Origin of the sequence: Microbacterium sp. MYb62, assembly GCF_002979475.1 — a bacterium.
In the GTDB taxonomy this organism is placed as follows: Bacteria; Actinomycetota; Actinomycetes; order Actinomycetales; family Microbacteriaceae; genus Microbacterium.
The window spans coordinates 175,655-196,899 of record NZ_PCOY01000004.1; the positions used below are offsets into that span (position 1 = coordinate 175,655).

Here is a 21,245-nt window from a genome sequence, read left to right on the forward strand (position 1 = left end):
GGGTGTCGTTGACGGTCGCATGCGGGCGCTTCATGCGCCGTGTGTCAACGTCAACATATGGGATGCGCTGCTAGTGTGTCAACGTCAACATACGAGGGGATGGATGATCGTGATCCCAGAGCATCCGGCAGAGACGTCGACGCGCAGACGCGAGCCCTCGATGGAAGACGTCGCCCGTGAGGCGGGCGTCTCGGGCCAGACCGTGTCACGCGTCGTGAATGCCAGGGGATACGTCGGCGCCGCCACCCGCGAGCGTGTCGAGGCCGCGATGCACAACCTCGGATATCGTCCCAACAGCGCGGCTCGGGCGCTGCGTTCGGGGCGGTTTCGCACGATCGGCGTCGTGATGTTCTCCTTCAGCTCCTACGGCAACCAGCGCACGCTCGATGCGATCGCCGTGCGCGCCGCGCAACTCGGCTACGCCCTCACCCTCATCCCCGTGGAGTCGAGTGCCCGCGAGACGGTTGCCGGCGTTTTCCGGCGACTGGAGGAGCATGCGGTCGACGGGATCATCATCGTGATCGAGGCGCACCAGCTCGACGAGACCGACATGGAGATCCCCGAGGCGCTTCCGGTCGTCTTCGTCGACTCGAACCGCGATGCGCTGCACCCGTTCGTCGACACGGACCAGGCGCAGGGGGCGCGGCTTGCGACCGAGCACCTCCTCGGGCTCGGCCACGATACGGTCTGGCACGTCACCGGTCCGTCGCGCTCGTACTCGGCCGAGCGCCGTCGTGAGGCCTGGCGGAAGACACTGGAGAAGCACGGGCGTGTGGTGCCCGAGCCGCTGCCGGGGGACTGGTCGGCGGCATCGGGGCACGCCGCCGGCGCGCGCTTGAGGGAGATCGACGGGGTCACCGCCGTGTTCGCGGCGAACGACCAGATGGCGATCGGCGTGCTCCGCGCGTTCCGGGAAGCGGGGCGGGACATCCCGGGCGACGTCAGCCTCGTGGGTTTCGACGGGCTGCCCGACGCCGCGCAGCTGTGGCCGCCCCTGACGACGGTGCAGCAGCACCCGGAGAAGGTCGGCGCGCTCGCGGTGGATGCGCTGCTCGCCGAGCTCGACGGTGTCGAACGTCAGCAGACGCCACTGGTCGGCACCGAGCTCATCGTGCGGGAGAGCACGGCGGCACCGCGCATGCGCTGAGGCTCAGCGCCAGAGCATCCCCATGCCGGCATTCGCGAGCGTCAGGATTCCGATCAGCCAGAACACGGCGGACGGCACGGCCTCCCCGCGCTTCTGACGTGCGGTTCCGATGCCCAGCAGGGCGCCGATGATCACCAGGACGACGAGCTTGACGCCGATCTTCACGTAGTTGAGGTCGTACTCGATGCCCCAGGGGGCGGCGAGGGCGAGGCCGGCGAGGCCGGCGATCGCGAGACCATAGTCCATGATCTTCGTGATCTGGCGCTTGCCGCCGAATGCCTGTGCGGCCCACGCGCCGAAGAGCACGGCGAAGCCGATGAGGTGGATGAACACGACGACCAGACGCAGAGTCTCCATACCCTCACCGTAGGAGCGCGAGGGCGATCTGCGCTAGCAAGGGCAGGCTGACCTCAGCCGCGCAGCTCCCGGGTCACGAGGGCCGTGCGCAGCGCGGCGTCCGCCGCTTCCGCGCCCTTGTCCTCCTTCGAGCCCTCGAGCCCCGCACGGTCGAGGCCCTGCTGCTCATCGTCGAGCGTCAGCACACCGAATCCGACCGGCTTGCCGGCGTCGAGGGCGACGCGCGTCAGTCCGTCGGTGGTCGCCGCAGACACGTACTCGAAGTGGGGAGTCCCGCCGCGGATGATCACGCCGAGCGCCACGACCGCATCCGCCCCTCCGGCGAAGGCCGCCTGCGCGGCGAGAGCGAGCTCGAAGGACCCGGGCACGCGCACCAGTCGGTGCGTGGCCTGCGCCGCGTCGAGCACGCGCTGGGCGCCGGCGATCAGGCCGTTCGAGATCGTCTCGTGCCACGTTCCGGCGATGATGACGACGTTCAGTCCGCGTCCGTCGATGTTCCCGGTCTCGGGTGCTCCTGCGCCGCTCATCCGTGTTCCTTTCCGTGGGCGAGCGCCTCTGCGAGTTCCGCTTCGCCGATGATGTGACCCATCCGGTCACGCTTGGTCTCCAGGTACTGGTGGTTGTTGGGGCCGACACCGACGATCAGCGGCACCTGCTCGACGACGTCGAGTCCGAGCTCGCGCAGCTGCGCGACCTTGTCGGTGTTGTTCGTCAGCAGCCGCACCTTCGAGACGCCGAGGTCTGCGAGGATCCCCGCCGCGGCGGCGTAGTCGCGGGCGTCGGCGGGGAGCCCGAGTGCGAGGTTGGCATCGACCGTGTCGAGGCCCTCCTCCTGCAGGCTGTACGCGCGCAGCTTGTTGATGAGGCCGATTCCCCGTCCCTCGTGCCCACGCATGTAGATGACGATCCCGCCCTCCTTCTCGATCGCGTCGAGGGCGGAGTCGAGCTGCGGGCCGCATTCGCACTTCAGCGAGCCGAACGCCTCGCCGGTGAGGCATTCGGAGTGCACGCGCACGAGTGCGGTCTCGCCGAGCTCTCCCGAGACGACCGCGATGTGGTCGGTGCCGGTGACGCGGTCCTTGTACGCGAGGAATCGGAAGGTGCCGTGCGTGGTCGGCACCGTGGCGTCGGCGCGCAGACTCACGCGGCGCCCGCGATGCGCGCTCGGCGTCGCCCCCTCGGGGTCGATCTCGTTGAGGTGGGCGATGAGCTGCTCGATCGTGATGACCGGCACTCCATCGCGAGCGCCCAGCTCGATCAGACCGGGGAGACGCATCATGCTGCCGTCCTCCGCGACGACCTCGGCGATCGCGCCGACCGGCTGGAGGCCCGCGAGCTTCATCAGCTCGACGGCTGCTTCGGTGTGCCCGCTGCGCTCACGCACGCCGCCGTCGACCGCCCGCAGTGGCAGGACGTGGCCGGGGCGGATGATGCTGGTCGACGTCGAATCCGGGTTCGACAGCACGTTCAGGGTGTGTGCGCGATCGTGGGCACTGATGCCGGTGGTGACGCCGTGGGCGGCATCGACGCTCACGGTGTAGGCGGTCGAACGGGCATCTTCGCTGGCGGCCACCATCGGCGGCAGGTTCAGGTGATCGGCGAGGTCCGACGGCATCGGGGCGCAGATGAAGCCGGACGACCAGCGCACGGTCCACGCCACCCACTCGGGCGTCGCGAGCTCCGCCGACAGCACGACATCGCCTTCGTTCTCGCGGTTCTCATCGTCGGCGACGAGGACGGGACGCCCGGCGCGCAGCGCCTCCAGGGCTTCGGGGATCGTGGAAAGGCTCATCGCGAGCCTCCTTCCGGTGCGGCGCGGAACGCGAGCAGACGCTCGACGTGGCGAGCGAGGATGTCGGTCTCCAGGTTCACGCGGTCTCCGACGGCGCGGCCGCCGAGGGTGGTCGCGGCGAGGGTCTCCGGGATCAGCGACACCTCGAACCAGGGGGACGGGTCTGTGGGGGCGCTGACGGCGCTCACGGTCAGCGAGGTGCCGTCGACCGAGATCGACCCCTTGTCGACGACGAGCGGGGCGAGATCGGCGGGCAGGCTGATGCGCAGAACGCTCCACTGGGCGCCGGGGCGGACCTCGACGACCGTGCCGATGCCGTCCACGTGGCCCTGCACGATGTGCCCTCCGAGCCGGGCGCCGACCGGCATCGCCTTCTCGATGTTCACGCGCGTTCCGATGGTCGCCGATCCGATCGCCGCGACGTCGAGCGTCTGCTTCATCACGTCGGTGTCGAAGCTGTCGGCGGTCGATCCCACCACGGTCAGGCACACGCCCGAGACGGCGATGGACTCGCCGTGCACGGCATCCTCCGCGGCGCGCGGGGCGCGCACGGTCAGACGCCAGCCGTCGCCCGCGGGGGCGATCGCGACGATCTCGCCGATCTCCTCGATGATTCCGGTGAACATCAGGCTGCTCCTTCGTTCTGAGGGTCGTTCTCTTCCGCGGGGTGCGCGATCGCGAGCAGGTCGGACCCCAGAGGGACCCACTCGTCGATGGTCAGACGGCGCACCTGGTCGATGGAGGCGACGCCGATGTCGGTGAGGGCGAGCCGCGGGCCGCCGAGCAGCACCGGGGCGATGTAGGCGAGTATCCGGTCGGCGAGGCCGGCAGCGATGAAGGCGCTGGCGAGCGTCGGTCCGCCCTCCACGAAGAGGCTCTGGACACCGCGGGCGTGCAGTTCTGCCGCGACGACGTGCAGGTCGTGCGTGTCGTAGAAGAGCGGGGTGTGCGGATGCCGGTGCACCGCGGCATCCGCCGGAGTCGGCCGCGACCCGATCACCACGGGGATCGGCTGGTGCGGCAGCAATGCGTCGCCGTCACGGGCGGTGAGCGCGGGGTCGTCGGCGAGCACGGTGCCGGTCCCGACGGCGATCGCGTCGGCCTCTGCGCGGCGGCGGTGCACGTCGGCGCGGGCGTCCGATCCGGTGATCCACTGGCTCGACCCGTCTGCGGCGGCGGCACGACCGTCGAGGCTCTGCGCCCACTTCACCGTGATGTGCGGGCGGCCGAGCCGCTGGGCCGTGAGCCATCCGTCGATCAGGGCGTGTGCGGCGTCCGCCTGCTCGCCCGCTTCGACCTCGACGCCTGCGGCACGCAGTCGTTCCGCTCCGCCGCCGGAGACGACGCCGGGATCGTCGAGCGCGTAGACGACGCGGGCGATACCCGCCTCGATGAGTGCGAGCGCGCAGGGGCCGGTGCGCCCGGTGTGGTTGCAGGGCTCCAGGGTCACGACGGCGGTGGCGCCGCGGGCTTCGCCGGGGACGAGCTTCGAGAGCGCGTCGACTTCGGCGTGCGGGGTGCCTGCACCGTGGTGCCAGCCCTCGGCCATCACCTCGCCGTCGGTGGAGAGGATGACGGCACCGACCTGGGGGTTCGCCCCGCGGGGTCCGCGGGCGGCGAGGTGGAGCGCGCGGTCCATCGCGCTGCGCTCTGCCGCGTTCACTGCCATCCGTCGTCCTCCTCTGAGGCTCCGGGGTGGGACAGGGGTGGCGGAACGGACGCACGGATGCGCCGCGTGCTGCCTCCCTTCCGGACTAGCGAGGTCTCCCTCGCATCACCGTCGGTCCCGGAATTCCACCGGATCGGCATCCCGATCTCTCGAGACGCTCGCGGACTGTCACCGCCGGTTCGGATTCTCACCGACCCCGGAGCACGTTGTTGCTCTGAGTGTACTCAACGCGTCTGAGCACATTTCATTCCAAGACATGGATCGGCGCCTACGGGGACACCGCCGCCCTCACTTCAGCAACCGCGAGAGGCGCCGGTCGGCGAGCACCTTGCCACCGGTCTGACAGGTGGGGCAGTACTCGAGTGAACGGTCGGCGAAGAACACGCTGCGCACGGTGTCGCCGCAGACGGGGCAGGCCTCGCCGCGGCGTGCGTGCACCTGCATCCCCCGGCGCTTGGCGTCTTTGAGGTCGGCCGGAGGCTTGCCTGCGGCCTCGGCGACCGCCTCCGTCAGCGTCTCGCGCATCGCCCCGAACAGGCGATCGATCTCGGCGTCGTCGAGCTTTCCGGCGATCGCGTACGGCGACATGCGTGCGGCATGCAGGATCTCGTCGGAGTACGCGTTGCCGATGCCCGCGATCACGGCCTGGTCGCGCAGCAGTCCCTTGATCTGCATCCGCCGATCGTCGAGCAGTGCGGCGAACGCCTCGCGCGTGAACGAGGGGTCGAGCGGATCGGGGCCGAGCCGGGCGATGCCGGGGACCTCCTGCGGATCGCGCACCACGTAGACCGCGAGGGACTTCTTGGTCCCCGCCTCGGTGAGGTCGAAACCGCTGCCGTCATCGAGCGCGATGCGCAGGGCGATGGGCGACTTGCCCGGCTTGATGAGCGTCGTCGGGAGTGCCTCGTACCAGCGCAGCCACCCGGCCTTGGCGAGGTGGAACACCAGGTGCAGATCATCGCCGCAAGAGAGCACGACGAACTTCCCGAGACGAGCGGACCCGGTGATCGCGGCGCCCTGCAGCGCGGTGATCGGGGGATCGTAGGTCTTCAACGCCGCGATGGCCGCGACCGTCGCGCGCGTGATCGTGCGCCCGACGGCGCGCTCGGCGAGGAAGGTGGTCAGGCCTTGGACTTCCGGCATCTCCGGCATGCGTTCATCCTGTCATCGGCCGCCGACACTGTCACCCGTCTGCGGTCCCGCTCAGGGCGTCCGGTACGCATCCTGATACTGCGCGGGAATCCATCCGTCGGAATCGAGGGTGCGCGCGGCGTGGTCCGTGAACTGCGATTCGTTGATCAGGAGGTACTCGCGGGGATCGCCGCCGTCGTTCCACGTCGAATCCACGGCCTTCCACTCGCCGTCCACCTTGACATGGTTCCAGGCGTGGGCGGCGTTCGAGTCCAGCACCGTGCCGCTGACGTAGACCGATTCGAGCCCGGCTTTGCGGATCAGGAGATTGAACGTGTCGGCATATCCGCCGCAGATTACCATCCGATCGATGAGACCCCCGCGGGCATCGGAGACGCGCATGTCCTCACCGGGGCGGGAGAAGCCCAGCCCCGCATCGAGCTTCTCCAGTGCGGCGTAGTCGTACTCCATGTGGTCGACGATCCACTGGTTCACTGCCGTGACCTTCTCGGCATCGCTCATCCCGTCCGTGACGGCCTCCGCCACGGCGGCATCGGCGATGTCCTCGACCTGGTCGCGCACGTCGTCAGTGGTTCGCTCGTTGTAGGCGACGTAGAGTCGGTCTCGATCGGCGCGGAAGGTGTCGACCGACATCTTCACCAGGGGGTTCTGGCTGATCGCCTCGATCGCGGCGTCGTTCACATCGGGGTATGCGGCGCTCTCGGTGAACCGGGAGATGTCGATCGACTCGGTTCCACCGAGCATGTGTCCCGCGATGAACGTGGTGAAGTCGTTGCTGCCGTAGACCTCATGCTCGGAATCGGGAACCTCGGAGACGGGTTCCATCTTGCGGTAGGCGGCCATCGACATCGACGCGTCCGCGGTGATGACGCGATCGCCCAGCTTGGGGGCCTCCTGCGCGGCGCGGGTGTTGTACGCCTCCGCATTCGCCACCGACGCGTTCAGCCAGTCCGCCTCCGACATGCCTGCGGGCATCACCGCGGTGATGCGGCCCGTCAGCGTGGTTCCCAGGAGGCTGAAGGGGAATCGCGCGTACGTGGCGCCGCTTCCGTCCAGGTACCAATACGGCTCGTACTTCACCTCGATCGTCGAGGTGTCGATGCGGATCGGCATCTTCTGCGTGTTGCCGTTGAGCGTGGTCACCGGGTACCAGATCGGAAGACCGGTGAGATCGCCGGCGTCCACGGGGAAGAGGTCGCGACTCTGCCAGAACGCCTTCTGGAGCGGGAAGTGACCGATCTGCGAGTCGGCGGGTTCGATCACCATCGGAGTGTGCACACTCTTGTCCGGCGCGATGGCGACTATCGAGAGATTCGCGAGTCGAGCGGAGGCGTTGTCGAACGATCGGCCGGAGTAGTTGGCGTCGTCGGCGGAGTCCAGCCCGAACAGCTGCAGCTCCCGGTTCACCAGGTATCCGCCCTCCGTCTCCTCGGAGGGGGTCGACTGCCACGAGGTCTCCGTGGTCTCGGCGATGGCCTCGAAACTGGCGGACGCGGCGTTGATGTCGTCGTCGGAACCGAAGGAGTCGGTCACCGTCTTCATGATGTAGTACGTGCTGCCTTTGGGCATGCCCTCCGGCTTCTCCCAGGACAGTTCGACCACGCCGGGGGTCTCGTCCGACATCGACGTGTTCAGCTCGATGGGTTCCAGGCCGTCCTCCTGCGAGGAGGAGATGGTGTGCACGATCGGGGAGTCCAGCTTCTCGCCTGACCGGTCGTACCGCTGGACCACGTAGTACTGGTCCATCTCGGTCCAGTACGTGAACCCGTCGGCACCGTCGGAGACCTCGACCTCGCCTGCGCCCAGGTACGTGTTCTCGATCACGCGTGCGGATTCGGACGACCACGGGTAGGCCTTCGCGTCGCGCGACTGGATCACCGCCTCCCGGTCGTCTTCCCACCAGAGCACGAGCGACGTGGCGGGCGACACCTGGAACGCCTTGTCGACGTACACGTCGATGACGCCGTGCGTCCCGGACCACTCGTTGCCCAGCTCCTTGCTGATGGCCTCGGGGTCGACATCGAACGGGATGATGAAGTCCTCGTCGACGTCGAGGTACTCGATCGGCGCCCAGGAGTACCCGTTCGCCTCGACGTACCCGCTCTGCGCCCCGCCGTTGAGGGCGTTGACGACCACGATTCCGCCGACGACGAGGGCGGCGGCCGCGACGCCGCCGACGACGGAGAACAGAACCTTCCGGCTCTTCCGCGGGGCGACGGCATCCGGGGCCTCGGCGGTGGGGGTGAGCACGGGGTGCTCACCCTGCGGCACCACGGTCTCGGTGGTCTGGGCTGCCGGCCGGTTGGTGTGCTCCGTCCACTGGCTGCCGTCCCACCACCGATGGAATCGCGGTTCCTGCGGGTCCGGATACCAGCCTGGTGCGGCAGTGTTCATGACTCATCCCCCCGGATGCCTAGGTGCTCGACGTCTTCAGCAGAGTACTGGATGCTCGGCACGGCGCCGGACATCGGCGTGCGTCACTCCGGATCGGCAGGAGAGAGCACGGGCCAGTCCACGGGCGTGCGGTCATCCGTCGGCAGCAGCCCGGCGATCCAGCCGTCATCACGGCCGCGCTGGCTGGTGAGAGCGTGGCGCTGCAGGCCCTCGTAGCGGAACCCGAGAGTGCGAGCGGCGCGGGCGGAGGGGACGTTCCCTGCCACAGCCTGCCAGCGGATGCGGACCAGCCCGAGTTCGGCGAAGCCCCAGTCGATCACGGCGCGACCCGCCTCCGTGAGATACCCCTTGCCCCGTGCACCGGCCGTCACCCAATAGCCGAGCTCGGCGGAGGCGCCCGTGAAGTGGGTCGCGATGTTGTGCAGACCGATCATGCCCACGAGTTCCTCGCCGGCGTACATGCCCCAGACGACCTCTGAGCCATCGGCCCACCACCCGGCCACGTGACGAACGAACTCTTCGGCGTCCTCACGGGTGTACGGGTTCGGCACCGTGGTCCAGCGCGGGATCTCCGGGTCACGGCATGCGTCTGCGATCGCATCGATGTCCGCCTCCGTCGGGGCGCGCAGGATGAGGCGTTCGGTGGTGAGGGCGACGGATTCCATCCCGACAGCCTATTTCGGTGAGCACCGTCCGTACCGGGGAGCGGCCGGAGTGTCCGTGGGCGCGACTAGTCTTGTCCGGTGACTGTTCCGGGGATTCTGCGCGCCTTGGAAGAGGCGTCTCTGTACCGTGATGCCCTCCGCTGGGCGCGCACCGATGCCGACCTCGGCCTGGTCGACGGGCTCGATGCCCCGGCGCTCGCCGGGCTGCTCGAGAAGCGGGGAGCGACGGGGCAGCCCTCGGCTCTGCTCGCGGTCGTCCCCACCGGCAGGCGTGCGGAGAGCCTGGCCCTGGCGATGCACGCCTACCTGCCCGACGCCGAGATCCTCACCTTCCCGGCGTGGGAGACGCTCCCGCATGAGCGGCTCAGCCCCAGCCCCGACACGGTCGGTCAGCGCCTCCAGACGCTTCGTCGGATCGCCGAATGGTCGGGCGATCACCCGCTCGTGGTCGTCGCCTCGGTACGGGCCGCGCTGCAGCCGATCGCGGGAAACCTGGGCGAGATCGCCCCTCTCGACCTCGCGGTCGGCACCCGGGGGCACGAGCTCGACCGCGTGGTCGAGCAGCTGGTCGAGCGCGCGTACTCCCGGGTCGACATGGTGTCGCGGCGCGGTGAGTTCGCCGTGCGCGGTGGCATCCTCGACGTCTTCCCTCCCACGTCCGAGCACCCGTATCGTGTCGAGTTCTTCGGCGACGAGATCGACCAGATCCGCGCGTTCTCCGTCGCCGACCAGCGTTCGCTGCCGGGCGATGTCCCCGGGGTCGACCTCCCACCGACGCGAGAGCTGCTGCTCACGGCCGACGTCCGCGAGCGTGCCAGGGCACTGGTCGGCGGGTTCCCGGCGATCTCGGGCATGCTCGAGAAGATGGCCGAGGGCATCCCGGTCGAGGGCATGGAGTCGCTGCTCCCCGCCGTCGCCGGACCGCTGAAGTCGCTCGCCGAGTATCTGCCGGCCGGCAGCGCCACCGCGATCATCGACCCCGAACGCTCGAGTGCGCGCGCCATCACGCTGGGCGACACGAACCGCGAGTTCCTCGACGCCGCCTGGAGCGCGGCCACGTCCGGCGCGTCCGCGCCCATCGACCTGGGCGCCGGCGACTTCCTGACGATCGCGGAGTTGCGCGAGGTGGTGCGCGACCGCGGCGGCGTCTGGTGGCGGCTCAGCCCGTTCGGGGCGGGACTCGGCGAAGGCGATGCGGATGCCGCGAATCTCGATGCCGCCGTCATCCCCTCGTTCCACGGCAACGTCGACGGCGCGATCTCCTTCGTCGAGGCGAAGGTGACAGACGGCTGGCGGGTGGTGGTCATCGCCGCGGGGCACGGTCTGGTCGATCGCGCGCGCGACGTGCTCGCCGACCGCGGTCTGGCAGCGCGCGTCGTCGAGACGCTCGCCGACGCGCCGGAGGGCGGCGTCGCGACCCTGGTCACCGGATCGGTCGAGGCCGGGTTCCAGGTGGCGGAGGCGAAACTCGCCGTCCTCACCGACAACGAGTTCTACGGGCGCACGATCGGCGGCGACCAGCGCGTCGTCAAGAAGCTCGCGTCCCGGCGCAAGAACGTCGTCGACCCGCTGCAGCTGAAGCCCGGAGATTTCGTCGTGCACGCCACCCACGGCATCGGCCGCTTCGTCGAGATGACGCAGCGCGAGGTGTCGACCGGAGGGCGCAACGCCACGAAGTCGGTCCGTGACTACCTGGTGTTGGAGTACGCGCCCTCCAAGCGGGGGTACCCGGGCGACAAGCTGTTCGTGCCGACGGATCAGCTCGACCTGCTGTCGAAGTACGTGGGCGGCGAGGCTCCGAACCTGTCGAAGATGGGCGGCAGCGACTGGTCGCAGGCCAAGGGCAAGGCACGCAAGGCCGTCCGCGACATCGCCGTCGAGCTCGTGAAGCTCTACTCCGCCCGGATGAGCGCGAAGGGGCACGCCTTCGGCCCGGACACCCCGTGGCAGCGCGAGCTGGAAGAGGCCTTCCCGTTCGCCGAGACCCACGACCAGCTGCAGACGATCGACGAGATCAAGGCCGACATGGAGCGGCCCATCCCGATGGACCGCCTGCTGTCGGGCGACGTCGGCTTCGGCAAGACCGAGGTCGCCGTCCGTGCCGCGTTCAAGGCGATCCAGGACGGCAAGCAGGTCGCGATGCTCGTCCCGACGACCCTGCTCGTGAAGCAGCACCTCGAGACCTTCACGGAGCGCTTCGCCGGGTTCCCGGTCAAGGTGCGGCCGCTCTCGCGCTTCCAGTCCGACAAGGAGGCGCGGCTCACACTGCAGGGGCTGCTGGAGGGATCGGTCGACATGGTCATCGGCACCCACCGCATCCTCACCGACCAGGTCATGTTCAAAGACCTCGGCCTGATGATCATCGACGAGGAGCAGCGGTTCGGCGTCGAGCACAAGGACACGCTCAAGAAGATGAAGACCAACGTCGACATCCTCGCGATGAGCGCCACCCCGATCCCGCGCACGCTGGAGATGGCGGTCACCGGCATCCGTGAGATGTCGACACTCGCGACCCCGCCCGAGGACCGGCATCCGATCCTCTCGTTCGTCGGACCCCGCAGCGACAAGCAGATGGCCGCCGCGATCCGCCGCGAGATCCTGCGCGAGGGCCAGGTGTTCTTCGTGCACAACCGGGTGCAGTCGATCCAGCGCGTCGCCGCGCAGCTGGCAGAGCTCGTTCCCGAGGCACGGATCGCCGTCGCGCACGGACAGATGGGCGAGCACCAGCTGGAGCAGGTCGTCGATGACTTCTGGGAGCGCAAGTTCGACGTGCTCGTCTCGACGACCATCATCGAGACGGGTCTCGACATCGCCAACGCGAACACGATCATCATCGACCGCGCCGACAAGTACGGACTCAGCCAGCTGCACCAGCTGCGCGGTCGTGTCGGGCGCGGGCGCGAGCGCGCTTATGCGTACTTCTTGTATGACGAGATGAAGCCCCTCTCCGAGACCGCGGCCGACCGGCTGCAGACCATCGCCGTCAACAACGACCTCGGCTCCGGGATGCAGGTCGCGCTGAAGGACCTCGAGCTGCGCGGGGCGGGAAACCTCCTCGGTGCCGAGCAGGCGGGCCACATCGCCGGTGTCGGCTTCGACCTGTACCTGCGCATGATCGGCGAGGCCGTGGCGACCTTCCGGGGGGACGAGGTCGAGACCGGTCAGGAGCTGCGGCTCGAGCTGCCGCTCGACGCGCGCATCCCCGAGTACTACATCGACAGTGAGCGGCTGCGCCTCGAGGCGTACCAGAAGCTCTCGGCGGCCTCGGCGGCGACCGCGAAGGACGACGCGATCGACCTGGTGATCGAGGAGCTGGTCGACCGCTACGGCACGCCTCCCGAAGAGGTCGAGGGGCTGCTGGCGATCTCGCGCCTGCGCCGCCGCGCCGCGAGAGCAGGACTGACGGATGTGGTCGTGATGGGGTCGAACCTGCGCATCGCACCGGCACGCCTGGAGGATTCGATCAAAGTGCGTCTGCAGCGGCTCTACCCGAAGGCGAAACTCGTGGCCGGGGGAGAGGCGCTGGTCGTGCCGATGCCGACGGTCCCCGCCACGGTCGGCGTGGGCCTCGACCCGCTGCCGGACGCGCAGCTGCTCGAGTGGGTGGGGCAGTTGTTCACCGCGATCTTCCCGGAGCCGGTCAAGGTCGAGTAGGCGCAGCGGTCACCCCCTGCGGGTGCGAGCACGGAGACGACGTGCGGCGCGCGCGGCGTTTCCACGTCCGCCACCCCGCATTCGGGGCGACTCGCCCCGCGTTTTCGTCTCCCGCGCGCGGCGGGCGCGGTCTAGTCTGGCCGCATGTTGTACGAGCACCTCGGGGCTCGGCCCCGCGTCCATGACACCGCCGTCATCGCCTCGACCGCCGTCGTCTCCGGCGACGTGGAGGTCGGGCCCGGCTGCCAGGTGCTGCACGGCGCCGTGATCACCGCGGAGGGAGGGCCGATCACTCTCGGCGCGCACGTGATCGTGATGGAGAACGCGCTGATCCGTGCGACGGCGGCCAACGCGGTGCACATCGGCGCGCACACCCTCGTCGGGACCCTGGCGAGCATCGCGGGCGCGACTGTCGGCGAAGAGGTGTTCTTCGCATCCGGCGCGCGTGTCTTCAACGGGGCGCTGGTCGGAGACCGCTGCGAGGTGCGGGTCAACGCGATCGTGCATCGTCGCGCCGTGCTCCCCGAAGGCACCGTCGTCCCGATCGGATGGGTCGCCGTCGGAGACCCCGTGCAGCTGCTGTCGCCCGACCGCGAGGGGGAGATCGCGGCCGCGCAACCCGAGCTCGACTTCCCCGGCCACGTGTTCGGTGTCGATCGCGACACCCCCGACCTGATGGTGCAGCTGACCGAGCGCTACGGCAGCTCCCTGGCCCGGCACGCGAACGACCGGGAGATCACGGAGTAGACGTCCGTCGATCGCCGGAGGAGCAGGCCGGAACGACGAAGCCGGGCGCCCCCGCGGGCGCCCGGCTTCGCGTCGTTCGACTCAGATGACGCCCTGGGCGAGCATCGCGGCGGCGACGCGCTCGAAGCCCGCGATGTTGGCGCCGGCGACGTAGTCACCGGCGACGTCGTGGCGCTCTGCGGCGTCGAAGGCGGCATCGTGGATGTCGGCCATGATCTCGCGCAGCTTGTTCTCGCTGTCGCCGAAGCTCCAGCGCTGTCGCGAGGCGTTCTGGCTCATCTCCAGCGCGGAGGTGGCGACACCACCGGCGTTGGCGGCCTTGCCGGGTGCGAACAGCACCCCGGCCTTCTGGAACGCCTCGACGGCCTCCGGCACGCAGGGCATGTTCGCACCCTCCGACACCGCGCCCACGCCGTTCGCGATCAGCGCTTCCGCATCCGCGAGGCCGACCTCGTTCTGCGTGGCCGAGGGCACCGCGATGTCGACGGGGACCTCCCAGACGCTGCCGCCCTCGACGAAGCGGGCGCTCGGACGGCGGTGGGCGTACTCGACGATGCGGGCACGCTCGACCTCCTTGATCTGACGCAGCAGGTCGACGTCGATACCGGCGTCGTCGATGACGTAGCCGGAGGAGTCGGACGCCGTCACCGCGGTCGCGCCGAGCTGGGTGGCCTTCTGGATCGCGTAGATCGCGACGTTGCCCGAGCCCGAGATGCCGACGCGCTTGCCGGTGAGGGAGTCGTTGTGCACCGCGAGCATCTCCTGCGCGAAGAACACCGCGCCGTACCCGGTGGCTTCGGTGCGCACCTCGGCGCCGCCCCAGCCCGTTCCCTTGCCGGTGAACATGCCGGACTCGTGGCGGTTGGTGACCTTGCGGTACTGGCCGAAGAGGTAGCCGATCTCCCGGCCACCGACGCCGATGTCGCCGGCGGGGACATCGGTGTGCTCGCCGAGGTGTCGGTACAGCTCGTTCATGAACGACTGGCAGAAGCGCATGACCTCGGCGTCGGACCTGCCGTGCGGGTCGAAGTCGGACCCACCCTTGCCGCCGCCGATGCCCTGACCGGTGAGCGCGTTCTTGAAGATCTGCTCGAAGCCGAGGAACTTGATGATCGACAGGTTCACGGAGGGGTGGAAGCGGAGTCCGCCCTTGTACGGGCCGAGCACCGAGGAGAACTGGATGCGGTAGCCGCGGTTGACCTGCAGCTTTCCGGAGTCGTCGATCCACGGCACACGGAACAGGATCTGACGCTCGGGTTCGACGAGACGCTCGAGGATGCCGCCATCGACGTATTCCGGGTGCCGCTCCAGGACCGGGGCGATCGAGTGCAGCACCTCGTGGACGGCCTGGTGGAACTCCGGCTCGTGCGGGCTGCGGGAGAGCACCGTGTCGAAGACGGGCTGCACGGAGTCGGCGAGCGGATGGAAGTCGGCGAGAGTCGTAGCGGTCACGCGGAAGGCTTTCTGGTGGGGGATGGTGGTGCAGGCGATCGTGTCGCGTGAGGCTGTGCCGGATCCGGCAGAGATTTCACTCTAGTGCGCACCGAAGGGAGGTCTTCCCGGCCGGTCGGGTGGATGCCGGTCATCCGGTGTTCTGCAGGCCGGCGGCCACGCCGCTGACCGAGAGCAGCAGCAGTCGCTGCTGCTCCGCATCCGCGCCGGAACCCGTCGGATCCTCTGCGGCCGACCGGAGGGCCCGCAGCGCGCGGAGCTGCAGGAGCGAGAGCGCATCGACATAGGGGCTGCGCAGCTGCACGGCCCGCTGCAGGACGGGCTTGTTCTCGAGCAGGCTCTCGCCGCCGGTGAGACGGATCACCCAGCGCCGCGTGGTCGCGAGCTCGTCGAGCACGAGCTGCGCCAGATCGTCGCGGTCGCCGAGGGCCAGGTACTGGCGGGCGATGCGCTCGTCGGTCTTGGCGAGGCTCATCGCGACGTTGTCGATCATGGTGCGCAGCAGCGGCCACTCCCGGTACGCCTCGACGAGCATCTCCTCGTCGCCGACGGCGTCCAGAGCGCTGCCGAGTCCGAACCAGCCGGCGAGGTTGATGCGAGCCTGCGTCCACGCGAACACCCAGGGGATGGCGCGCAGATCTTCGAGGGACTCGACAGAGAGCCCGCGGCGGGCGGGGCGGGAGCCGAGCGCGAGCAGCCCGATCTCCTCCATCGGCGTCACCGTGGCGAACCAGGGGGCGAAGCCCTCCGCCTTCACGAGGGAGAAGAACCGTTCGCGGGAGGCGGCGTCCATGATCGAGGCGACATCGGCGTAGCGCGCGGCGGCGCGACTGGTGCGCCCCTCCTCGGTGGGGGAGGACGCGAGCAGGGTCGCTGCGGCGACCTGGTCGATGTGCCGCATCGCGATCGCGGGCTCGCCGTAGCGCGCGAAGATGACCTCGCCCTGCTCGGTGAGCTTGAAGCGGCCGTCGACCGAGTGCGGCGGCTGTGCGAGGATCGCGGAGTTGGCGGGGCCGCCCCCGCGTCCGAGCGCGCCGCCGCGTCCGTGGAAGAGGGTCAGCTCGATGTCGGACTCCTGAGCCCACCGCGCGATCTTCTCCTGCGCCTCGTACAGCGCGAGGTTCGCGGCGACGGGACCGACGTCCTTCGACGAGTCCGAGTAGCCGAGCATGACCTCGAGGCGGTTGCCGGTGGCGGCCATGCGCTCACGGAACTCGGGGAAGGTCACGGCTTCGGCGAGGATGCCGGGAGCCGCCTGCAGGTCGGCGAACGTCTCGAACAGCGGCACCACGTCGAGCACGGGGGCATCGTCGCCGAGCGCGTAGCGGGCGAGACGGTGCACGTTGGCGAGATCGGAGGCCGCCTGGGTGAAGGAGACGACGTAGCGTCCGGCGGCGCGCAGCCCGCGGTCGCGCTGGATGTCCGCGATCGCGCGGAACACCTCCAGCACCTCCTCGGTCTGCGCGCTGAGGGCCTCACCCGCATCGAGCTCGGCGAGGGCCTTCGCGTGCACCTGGGAGTGCTGACGCACCTCGAGCTCGGTGAGGTGGAAGCCGTAGGTCTCGACCTGCCAGATGAGGTGCTGCACGCCGCCGAACGCGTGGCGCTTCGCGCCGGCCGCCGCGAGCGACGACTGCACCGCGCGCAGATCCGCGAGCAGCTCTTCCGGACGCCCGTAGGCCTTCGCGGTGTCTCCGCGACGAGTGGCCGCGACGCGACGGGCCAGGACCAGCAGCACACGACGGTGCGGCTCGTCCGGCGAGCGGGTGGCCAGCTCGGCGGCCAGCTCCGGCTCTGCGGCGGCGAACCGCTCCCAGAGGGCCGTGACCTCGGCGCTCGGCGGGGTGTCGTCGGAGGCGAGAGTGAGGGTGCGGCCGATGCGCTCCAGGGCGCGCTCGAGACCGCGCAGCACGTGGTCGGCCGCGATCTGCGAAGCCTCGCGGGTGACGGATGCCGTGACGAACGGGTTGCCGTCGCGGTCGCCGCCCACCCAGGAGCCGATCCGTACGAACGCGGGCACGACCGGCGCGCTGGAACCGGAGTCCTCGCCACGGAGGGCATCGTCGATGCGGCGGTACACGTGCGGCACCGTGGTGAAGAGCGTCTCATCGAACACACCCATCACGGTGCGGACCTCATCGGTCGGAGACGGCTTCTGCGAACGCAGCGGAGCCGTGCGCCAGAGCGTGTCGATCTCCTCCAGCATCCGTCGGCGGGCACGGTGCTCCTCCGAGCCGCCCTCGCTCGCCGCGTCGTGCTGCGTGAGCAGCTCGGAAAGACGGCGGATGCTCGACGACACCGCACGGCGGCGGGCCTCGGTCGGGTGCGCGGTGAAGACGGGGTGGAAGCGGAGACCCTCCAGGCGGCGGCGGGCCTCGTCATCGCCGACCTCGGTGCGCAGCCGCGCGTACGCCGTCGCGACCGTGTCGGCGGCATCCTCGCGGCCCGGCTGGCCGGCGCGTTCGCGCAGCACGCGCACGCGCTGGTGCTCCTCGGCGAGGTTCACGAGATGGAAGTAGCAGGTGAACGCGCGAGCGACTTCGTCGGCGCGAGCGACCGTGAACGACTCGGCGATCGCCGCTGCGCGCTCGAACGCGTCGGGCGTCTCCTCGTCGTAGGCCTGGATGGTCGCGAGTCGCAGGCGTTCGACGTCTTCGAAGAGGCCGTCGCCGCCGGCTTCGCGCAGCACCTGCCCGAGCAGCTGCCCGAGCATCCTGACGTCGGTGCGCATCGCATCGGGGATGCCGCGGCCGGCTTCGAAGCGGCCGATCACGCGGATCGCCTCGGTGTTCGTGGGCTCGGAGAAGGAGTGTGCGGGGGTCACCCTTCGAGAGTATCCCTCGCGAGAGGGGTGCCCTGCACGCATGACGACGCCGTCGGGGAGGGGTGACGACGGGAGGCGCGAGAGCACCCCGGCAACCTACGATGGAGGGGATGCGCATCTCAGCGAACCCCCTCCGCGGGCAGCAGTTCCCCGCCGTCCTCCTCCTCATCGCGGCCGGACTCGGACTCCTCCTCGCGAATCTCCCGACGCACGATGCGCTCGCCGCCTTCCTCGACTTCCACATCGCGGTCCCCGGCACCGAGCTCGATCTGTCGATCGCGCACTGGGTGTCGGATGGCCTTCTCGCCGTCTTCTTCCTCGTCGTGGCCATCGAGCTGCGCCACGAGCTGACCCACGGTGAGCTCGATTCGCCGCGCAAGGCGGTGCAGCCGGCGATCGCCGCGGCCGGAGGAGTGCTCGTCCCGATCGCGGTCTACCTCCTGATCGCCGGGGGCGACAGCACGACGGCACCAGGCTGGCCCATTCCGACCGCGACCGACATCGCCTTCGCTCTCGGCGTGCTCGCGATGTTCGGCAAGGGTCTGCCGTCGCGCGTGCGCGTCTTCCTGCTCGCCCTCGCGATCCTCGACGACATCATCGGCATCATCTTCATCGCCGTGCTCTTCGCCGACGACGTGCAATGGCTGCAGTTCGGCCTCGCGATCGTCGGTGTGGCCGTGTTCTGGGCGCTCAGCCGACTTCTGCATGCGAAGGGCCACCCGCTGATCGCGGTCGCCATGGTCGTGGTGGGCGTCGTCACCTGGGGGCTCGTCGCGTCTTCCGGCATCCACGCCACGATCGCCGGCGTGCTGCTCGGACTCGTGATGTCGCCCGTTCCCGCCGGTCGCACCAGGCACGCGCTCGAGCCAACCGTGAACGGCGTGATCCTCCCGGTCTTCGCGTTCGTCGCGGCGTTCGTCGTGATCCCCGCCCTTTCGCTCGCACAGCTGTCGCCCGCATTCTGGGCGATCGTCGTCGCCTTGCCGGTGGGGAAGATCATCGGCATCTCGCTGTTCGGCTGGCTCGCGATGCGCATCCGCCCGAAGGGCGCCGACCCCGCGCTGCCGTTCGCGGACATCCTGGCCGCGGGTGCCCTCGGCGGCATCGGCTTCACCGTCTCGCTGCTGTTGGCGAACCTCGCCTTCGCGGATGACGGCGGCATCAAGGACCAGGCGATCCTCGGTGTGCTCGTCGGGTCGCTCATCGCGCTCGTGTTCTCCGGAGTGATCGTGTCGCTGCGGGCGCGCTGGTACCGTCGGGTCGCATCCGCCTCGTCGTGAGGGATCGCCCGGCCCCGGACCGACTCGTCCCGGACCGATTCAACTCCGGACCGATTCAAGGAGGAAGCGTGAGCGCTCAGCCCGAGACCACCGCGGACGCGGACGACCCGCTCCGGCTCGCCGCCGACACGATGCACGCGATCCGCGAACGCTGCGTGTGGTCGCAGCAGATCACGCATCGCGACCTCGTGCCGTACCTGATCGAGGAATCGCACGAGGTGATCGACGCCGTCGAGGCCGGCACCCGAGACGACCTCCGCGAGGAGCTGGGCGATCTGCTGTGGCAGGTGCTGTTCCATGCCGCCATCGCGGCGCAGGACCCCGAGGACCCGTTCGACATCGACGATGTGGCCCGCACCCTCACCGAGAAGATGGTGCGCCGGCATCCGCACGTCTTCGCGGGTGAGGTCGCCGAGACCCCGGAGCAGGTGCTCGTGCACTGGAACGCGGCGAAGGCGGCGGAGAAGCACGGCCGCCGCAGCGTGCTCGACGGCATCCCTCGCGGGATGCCGGCACTCGCGCTGGCACAGAAGCTCGCGGGTCGCGCGGCGGGAGCCGGGGTGACGATCGAACCGGCTCCGCCCGCCGCGTCTCCGGCATCCGAGGCGGAGCTCGGCGAGGCGCTGCTCACACTCGTGGCGACAGCACGCGCCGAGGGCTGGGACGCGGAGCGGGCACTGCGGGAGCGGCTGCGTGTGCTGGAAGACGACGTGCGGACCGCCGAAGCCGCATCCTGACCCGGCACGTCCATGTCGGCGGACCTGGGATGATGGAAGCGTGGCTACTGTGAACGCGCCGCGCGGCATGCGCGACATCCTCCCCGCCGACAAGGCCCGCCGTGAGCGCGTGCTCTCCGTCATCCGCGAGCGCTACCGTGCTCACGGATTCGACGAGATCGAGACTCCGGTCGTCGAGGACTACACGCACCTGCATGCCGGAATCGGGGGCGACAACGAGAAGCTCTCGTACAACGTCCTGCGCCGTGGTCTCGATGCCGACGCGATCCGCGCCGCTGCCGAAGATCCGGCCGCGCTGTCGGATCTCGGCCTCCGCTACGACCTGACCGTGCCGCTCGCCCGCTTCTACGCGAGCAACCGCGGACAGCTCCCCGCCGTCTTCCGCTCGATCCAGATCGGCCCGGTCTGGCGCGCCGAACGTCCGCAGAAGGGGCGCTACCGCCAGTTCGTGCAGTGTGACATCGACATCATCGGCGATGACTCGTCGCGCGCCGAGGCCGAGCTCCTGGTCGCCTCGCTCGACGCCGTCGACGCGCTCGGGCTCGAAGGCGCGACCGTGCGCATCAACGATCGCCGCGTGCTGGACTGGATGCTGGACAGCTTCGGGTTCAGCGCCGAGGAGCGTCCCGGCGTGCTCATCACGATCGACAAGCTCGACAAGATCGGCCCGGAGGGGGTCGCGGCGGAGCTGCGCGAGCGCAGTGCCTCGACGGCTGCCGCCGACGCGTTCGACGCCTTCCTGCGTCGCCCGCAGACCATGGAGTACAACCCGTTCGGGGAACGGCAGATCCGCAAGGCGCTGCCCGAGGGTGCTCCGAGCGAACTGGTCGAGCACCTGGTGGGCATCGGCGAGGCGGTGGCCGCAGGGCGCGGTCAGTCCGACATCCCGCTGCTCTTCGACCCGTTCCTCGTGCGCGGCATGGGCTACTACACGGGCACGATCTTCGAACTCGCGCACCCGTCGGTCGGCTACTCGCTCGGCGGCGGCGGCCGCTATGACGGCATGATCGGCCGCTTCCTCGGGCAGCAGGTCCCGGCGGTGGGCTTCTCGCTCGGGTTCGAGCGGCTCGTCGACCTCGTCTCCGAGTCGACGGACGGCGCAGAGCAGGCCGTCGTGCTGATCCACGATGCCGACGTTCCGATGCACGAGCTCGTGCGGCACAAGGCGGCGCTCATCGCGTCCGGCGCCCGCGTGCGCCTGGAGCGACGGACCAAGAACGTCAAGGCGCTGCTCGAGCGTTCGGCCGCCGACGGCTACACGGCTTTCGCGACCGTCTCGGCCGGTACCGGCGAGCTGGAGCTCAAGCCGCTGAGCTGAGCGGAGCGGCCGCGGCTCGTTCACGCCGTGTTCACGGTGACGGGGTGGAATCGGGGC

The 21,245-nt window shown here is 69.6% G+C and carries 16 protein-coding genes; 6 read left to right on the forward strand and 10 right to left on the reverse strand.

Going from position 1 to position 21,245, the window contains the following annotated elements; genetic code table 11:
• The first annotated feature begins 160 nt into the window (after nt 1-160).
• Nucleotides 161-1,147 (forward strand): LacI family DNA-binding transcriptional regulator, encoded by a 987-nt coding sequence (locus tag CQ042_RS07065; protein ID WP_105669828.1) that lies wholly within the window; start codon nt 161-163, stop codon nt 1,145-1,147.
• A gap of 3 nt (nt 1,148-1,150) precedes the next feature.
• Here the strand turns inward: CQ042_RS07065 and CQ042_RS07070 are convergent, their stop codons facing one another.
• The 8 genes from CQ042_RS07070 to CQ042_RS07105 all read right to left on the reverse strand — a co-directional run bounded on the left by CQ042_RS07070 (nt 1,151) and on the right by CQ042_RS07105 (nt 9,176).
• Complete coding sequence (locus CQ042_RS07070; protein ID WP_105669766.1) at nt 1,151-1,504, reverse strand: Fe-S protein; 354 nt, start codon at nt 1,502-1,504, stop codon at nt 1,151-1,153.
• A gap of 53 nt (nt 1,505-1,557) precedes the next feature.
• On the reverse strand, nt 1,558-2,031 hold the full coding sequence (ribH, locus tag CQ042_RS07075) for a 6,7-dimethyl-8-ribityllumazine synthase (protein ID WP_105669767.1): 474 nt from the start codon (nt 2,029-2,031) through the stop codon (nt 1,558-1,560).
• Nucleotides 2,028-3,296, reverse strand: coding sequence for a GTP cyclohydrolase II (ribA, locus tag CQ042_RS07080; protein ID WP_105669768.1), 1,269 nt, complete (start codon nt 3,294-3,296; stop codon nt 2,028-2,030). Before ribA ends, ribH begins: the two co-directional genes overlap by 4 nt.
• Nucleotides 3,293-3,922 carry a riboflavin synthase gene (locus CQ042_RS07085; RefSeq protein ID WP_105669769.1) on the reverse strand — a complete coding sequence of 210 codons (630 nt, stop codon included), beginning with the start codon at nt 3,920-3,922 and terminating at the stop codon, nt 3,293-3,295. The genes ribA and CQ042_RS07085 overlap by 4 nt, the downstream gene beginning before the upstream one ends.
• Nucleotides 3,922-4,965, reverse strand: a complete 1,044-nt coding sequence (gene ribD, locus CQ042_RS07090; protein ID WP_105669770.1) for a bifunctional diaminohydroxyphosphoribosylaminopyrimidine deaminase/5-amino-6-(5-phosphoribosylamino)uracil reductase RibD — start codon at nt 4,963-4,965, stop codon at nt 3,922-3,924. The genes CQ042_RS07085 and ribD overlap by 1 nt, the downstream gene beginning before the upstream one ends.
• A 288-nt stretch (nt 4,966-5,253) precedes the next feature.
• Nucleotides 5,254-6,117 carry an Fpg/Nei family DNA glycosylase gene (locus CQ042_RS07095; RefSeq protein ID WP_105669771.1) on the reverse strand — a complete coding sequence of 288 codons (864 nt, stop codon included), beginning with the start codon at nt 6,115-6,117 and terminating at the stop codon, nt 5,254-5,256.
• A gap of 51 nt (nt 6,118-6,168) precedes the next feature.
• Nucleotides 6,169-8,511, reverse strand: coding sequence for a DUF2510 domain-containing protein (locus CQ042_RS07100; protein ID WP_105669772.1), 2,343 nt, complete (start codon nt 8,509-8,511; stop codon nt 6,169-6,171).
• An 83-nt stretch (nt 8,512-8,594) separates the two neighbouring features.
• Nucleotides 8,595-9,176: a GNAT family N-acetyltransferase gene (locus CQ042_RS07105; RefSeq protein ID WP_105669773.1), complete on the reverse strand. Its 582-nt coding sequence runs from the start codon at nt 9,174-9,176 to the stop codon at nt 8,595-8,597.
• A gap of 78 nt (nt 9,177-9,254) precedes the next feature.
• Between CQ042_RS07105 and mfd the strand changes: the two genes are divergently transcribed.
• Both mfd and CQ042_RS07115 read left to right on the forward strand, forming a co-directional pair.
• On the forward strand, nt 9,255-12,830 hold the full coding sequence (mfd, locus tag CQ042_RS07110; protein WP_105669774.1) for a transcription-repair coupling factor: 3,576 nt from the start codon (nt 9,255-9,257) through the stop codon (nt 12,828-12,830).
• 144 nt (nt 12,831-12,974) lie between these two features.
• Nucleotides 12,975-13,577, forward strand: coding sequence for a gamma carbonic anhydrase family protein (locus CQ042_RS07115; RefSeq protein WP_105669775.1), 603 nt, complete (start codon nt 12,975-12,977; stop codon nt 13,575-13,577).
• An 81-nt stretch (nt 13,578-13,658) separates the two neighbouring features.
• Here CQ042_RS07115 and gdhA read toward each other — a convergent pair whose 3' ends face one another.
• Nucleotides 13,659-15,029, reverse strand: a complete 1,371-nt coding sequence (gdhA, locus tag CQ042_RS07120; RefSeq protein WP_105669776.1) for an NADP-specific glutamate dehydrogenase — start codon at nt 15,027-15,029, stop codon at nt 13,659-13,661.
• Between the two features lie 130 nt (nt 15,030-15,159).
• Entirely contained in the window at nt 15,160-17,853 is a 2,694-nt protein-coding gene (locus tag CQ042_RS07125; RefSeq protein WP_105669777.1) for a phosphoenolpyruvate carboxylase, read from the reverse strand.
• Nucleotides 17,854-17,963: 110 nt separating this feature from the next.
• Between CQ042_RS07125 and nhaA the strand changes: the two genes are divergently transcribed.
• The 3 genes from nhaA to hisS all read left to right on the forward strand — a co-directional run bounded on the left by nhaA (nt 17,964) and on the right by hisS (nt 21,188).
• Nucleotides 17,964-19,133, forward strand: coding sequence for a Na+/H+ antiporter NhaA (gene nhaA / locus CQ042_RS07130; RefSeq protein ID WP_105669778.1), 1,170 nt, complete (start codon nt 17,964-17,966; stop codon nt 19,131-19,133).
• A 131-nt stretch (nt 19,134-19,264) separates the two neighbouring features.
• Nucleotides 19,265-19,870 (forward strand): MazG family protein, encoded by a 606-nt coding sequence (locus CQ042_RS07135; RefSeq protein ID WP_105669829.1) that lies wholly within the window; start codon nt 19,265-19,267, stop codon nt 19,868-19,870.
• Nucleotides 19,871-19,937: 67 nt separating this feature from the next.
• Entirely contained in the window at nt 19,938-21,188 is a 1,251-nt protein-coding gene (hisS, locus tag CQ042_RS07140) for a histidine--tRNA ligase (protein ID WP_219844828.1), read from the forward strand.
• The last annotated feature ends 57 nt before the right edge of the window (nt 21,189-21,245 follow it).

Coding starts and splice junctions, on each gene's coding strand:
- CQ042_RS07135 (WP_105669829.1), top strand. CDS start 19,265: ATGCACGCGATCCGCGAACGCTGCGTGTGGTCGCAGCAGATCACGCAT.
- CQ042_RS07085 (WP_105669769.1), bottom strand. CDS start 3,922: ATGTTCACCGGAATCATCGAGGAGATCGGCGAGATCGTCGCGATCGCC.
- ribH (WP_105669767.1), bottom strand. CDS start 2,031: ATGAGCGGCGCAGGAGCACCCGAGACCGGGAACATCGACGGACGCGGA.
- CQ042_RS07095 (WP_105669771.1), bottom strand. CDS start 6,117: ATGCCGGAGATGCCGGAAGTCCAAGGCCTGACCACCTTCCTCGCCGAG.
- ribD (WP_105669770.1), bottom strand. CDS start 4,965: ATGGCAGTGAACGCGGCAGAGCGCAGCGCGATGGACCGCGCGCTCCAC.
- ribA (WP_105669768.1), bottom strand. CDS start 3,296: ATGAGCCTTTCCACGATCCCCGAAGCCCTGGAGGCGCTGCGCGCCGGG.
- nhaA (WP_105669778.1), top strand. CDS start 17,964: ATGCGCATCTCAGCGAACCCCCTCCGCGGGCAGCAGTTCCCCGCCGTC.
- CQ042_RS07115 (WP_105669775.1), top strand. CDS start 12,975: ATGTTGTACGAGCACCTCGGGGCTCGGCCCCGCGTCCATGACACCGCC.
- CQ042_RS07070 (WP_105669766.1), bottom strand. CDS start 1,504: ATGGAGACTCTGCGTCTGGTCGTCGTGTTCATCCACCTCATCGGCTTC.
- CQ042_RS07100 (WP_105669772.1), bottom strand. CDS start 8,511: ATGAACACTGCCGCACCAGGCTGGTATCCGGACCCGCAGGAACCGCGA.
- CQ042_RS07065 (WP_105669828.1), top strand. CDS start 161: ATGGAAGACGTCGCCCGTGAGGCGGGCGTCTCGGGCCAGACCGTGTCA.
- hisS (WP_219844828.1), top strand. CDS start 19,938: ATGCGCGACATCCTCCCCGCCGACAAGGCCCGCCGTGAGCGCGTGCTC.
- CQ042_RS07105 (WP_105669773.1), bottom strand. CDS start 9,176: ATGGAATCCGTCGCCCTCACCACCGAACGCCTCATCCTGCGCGCCCCG.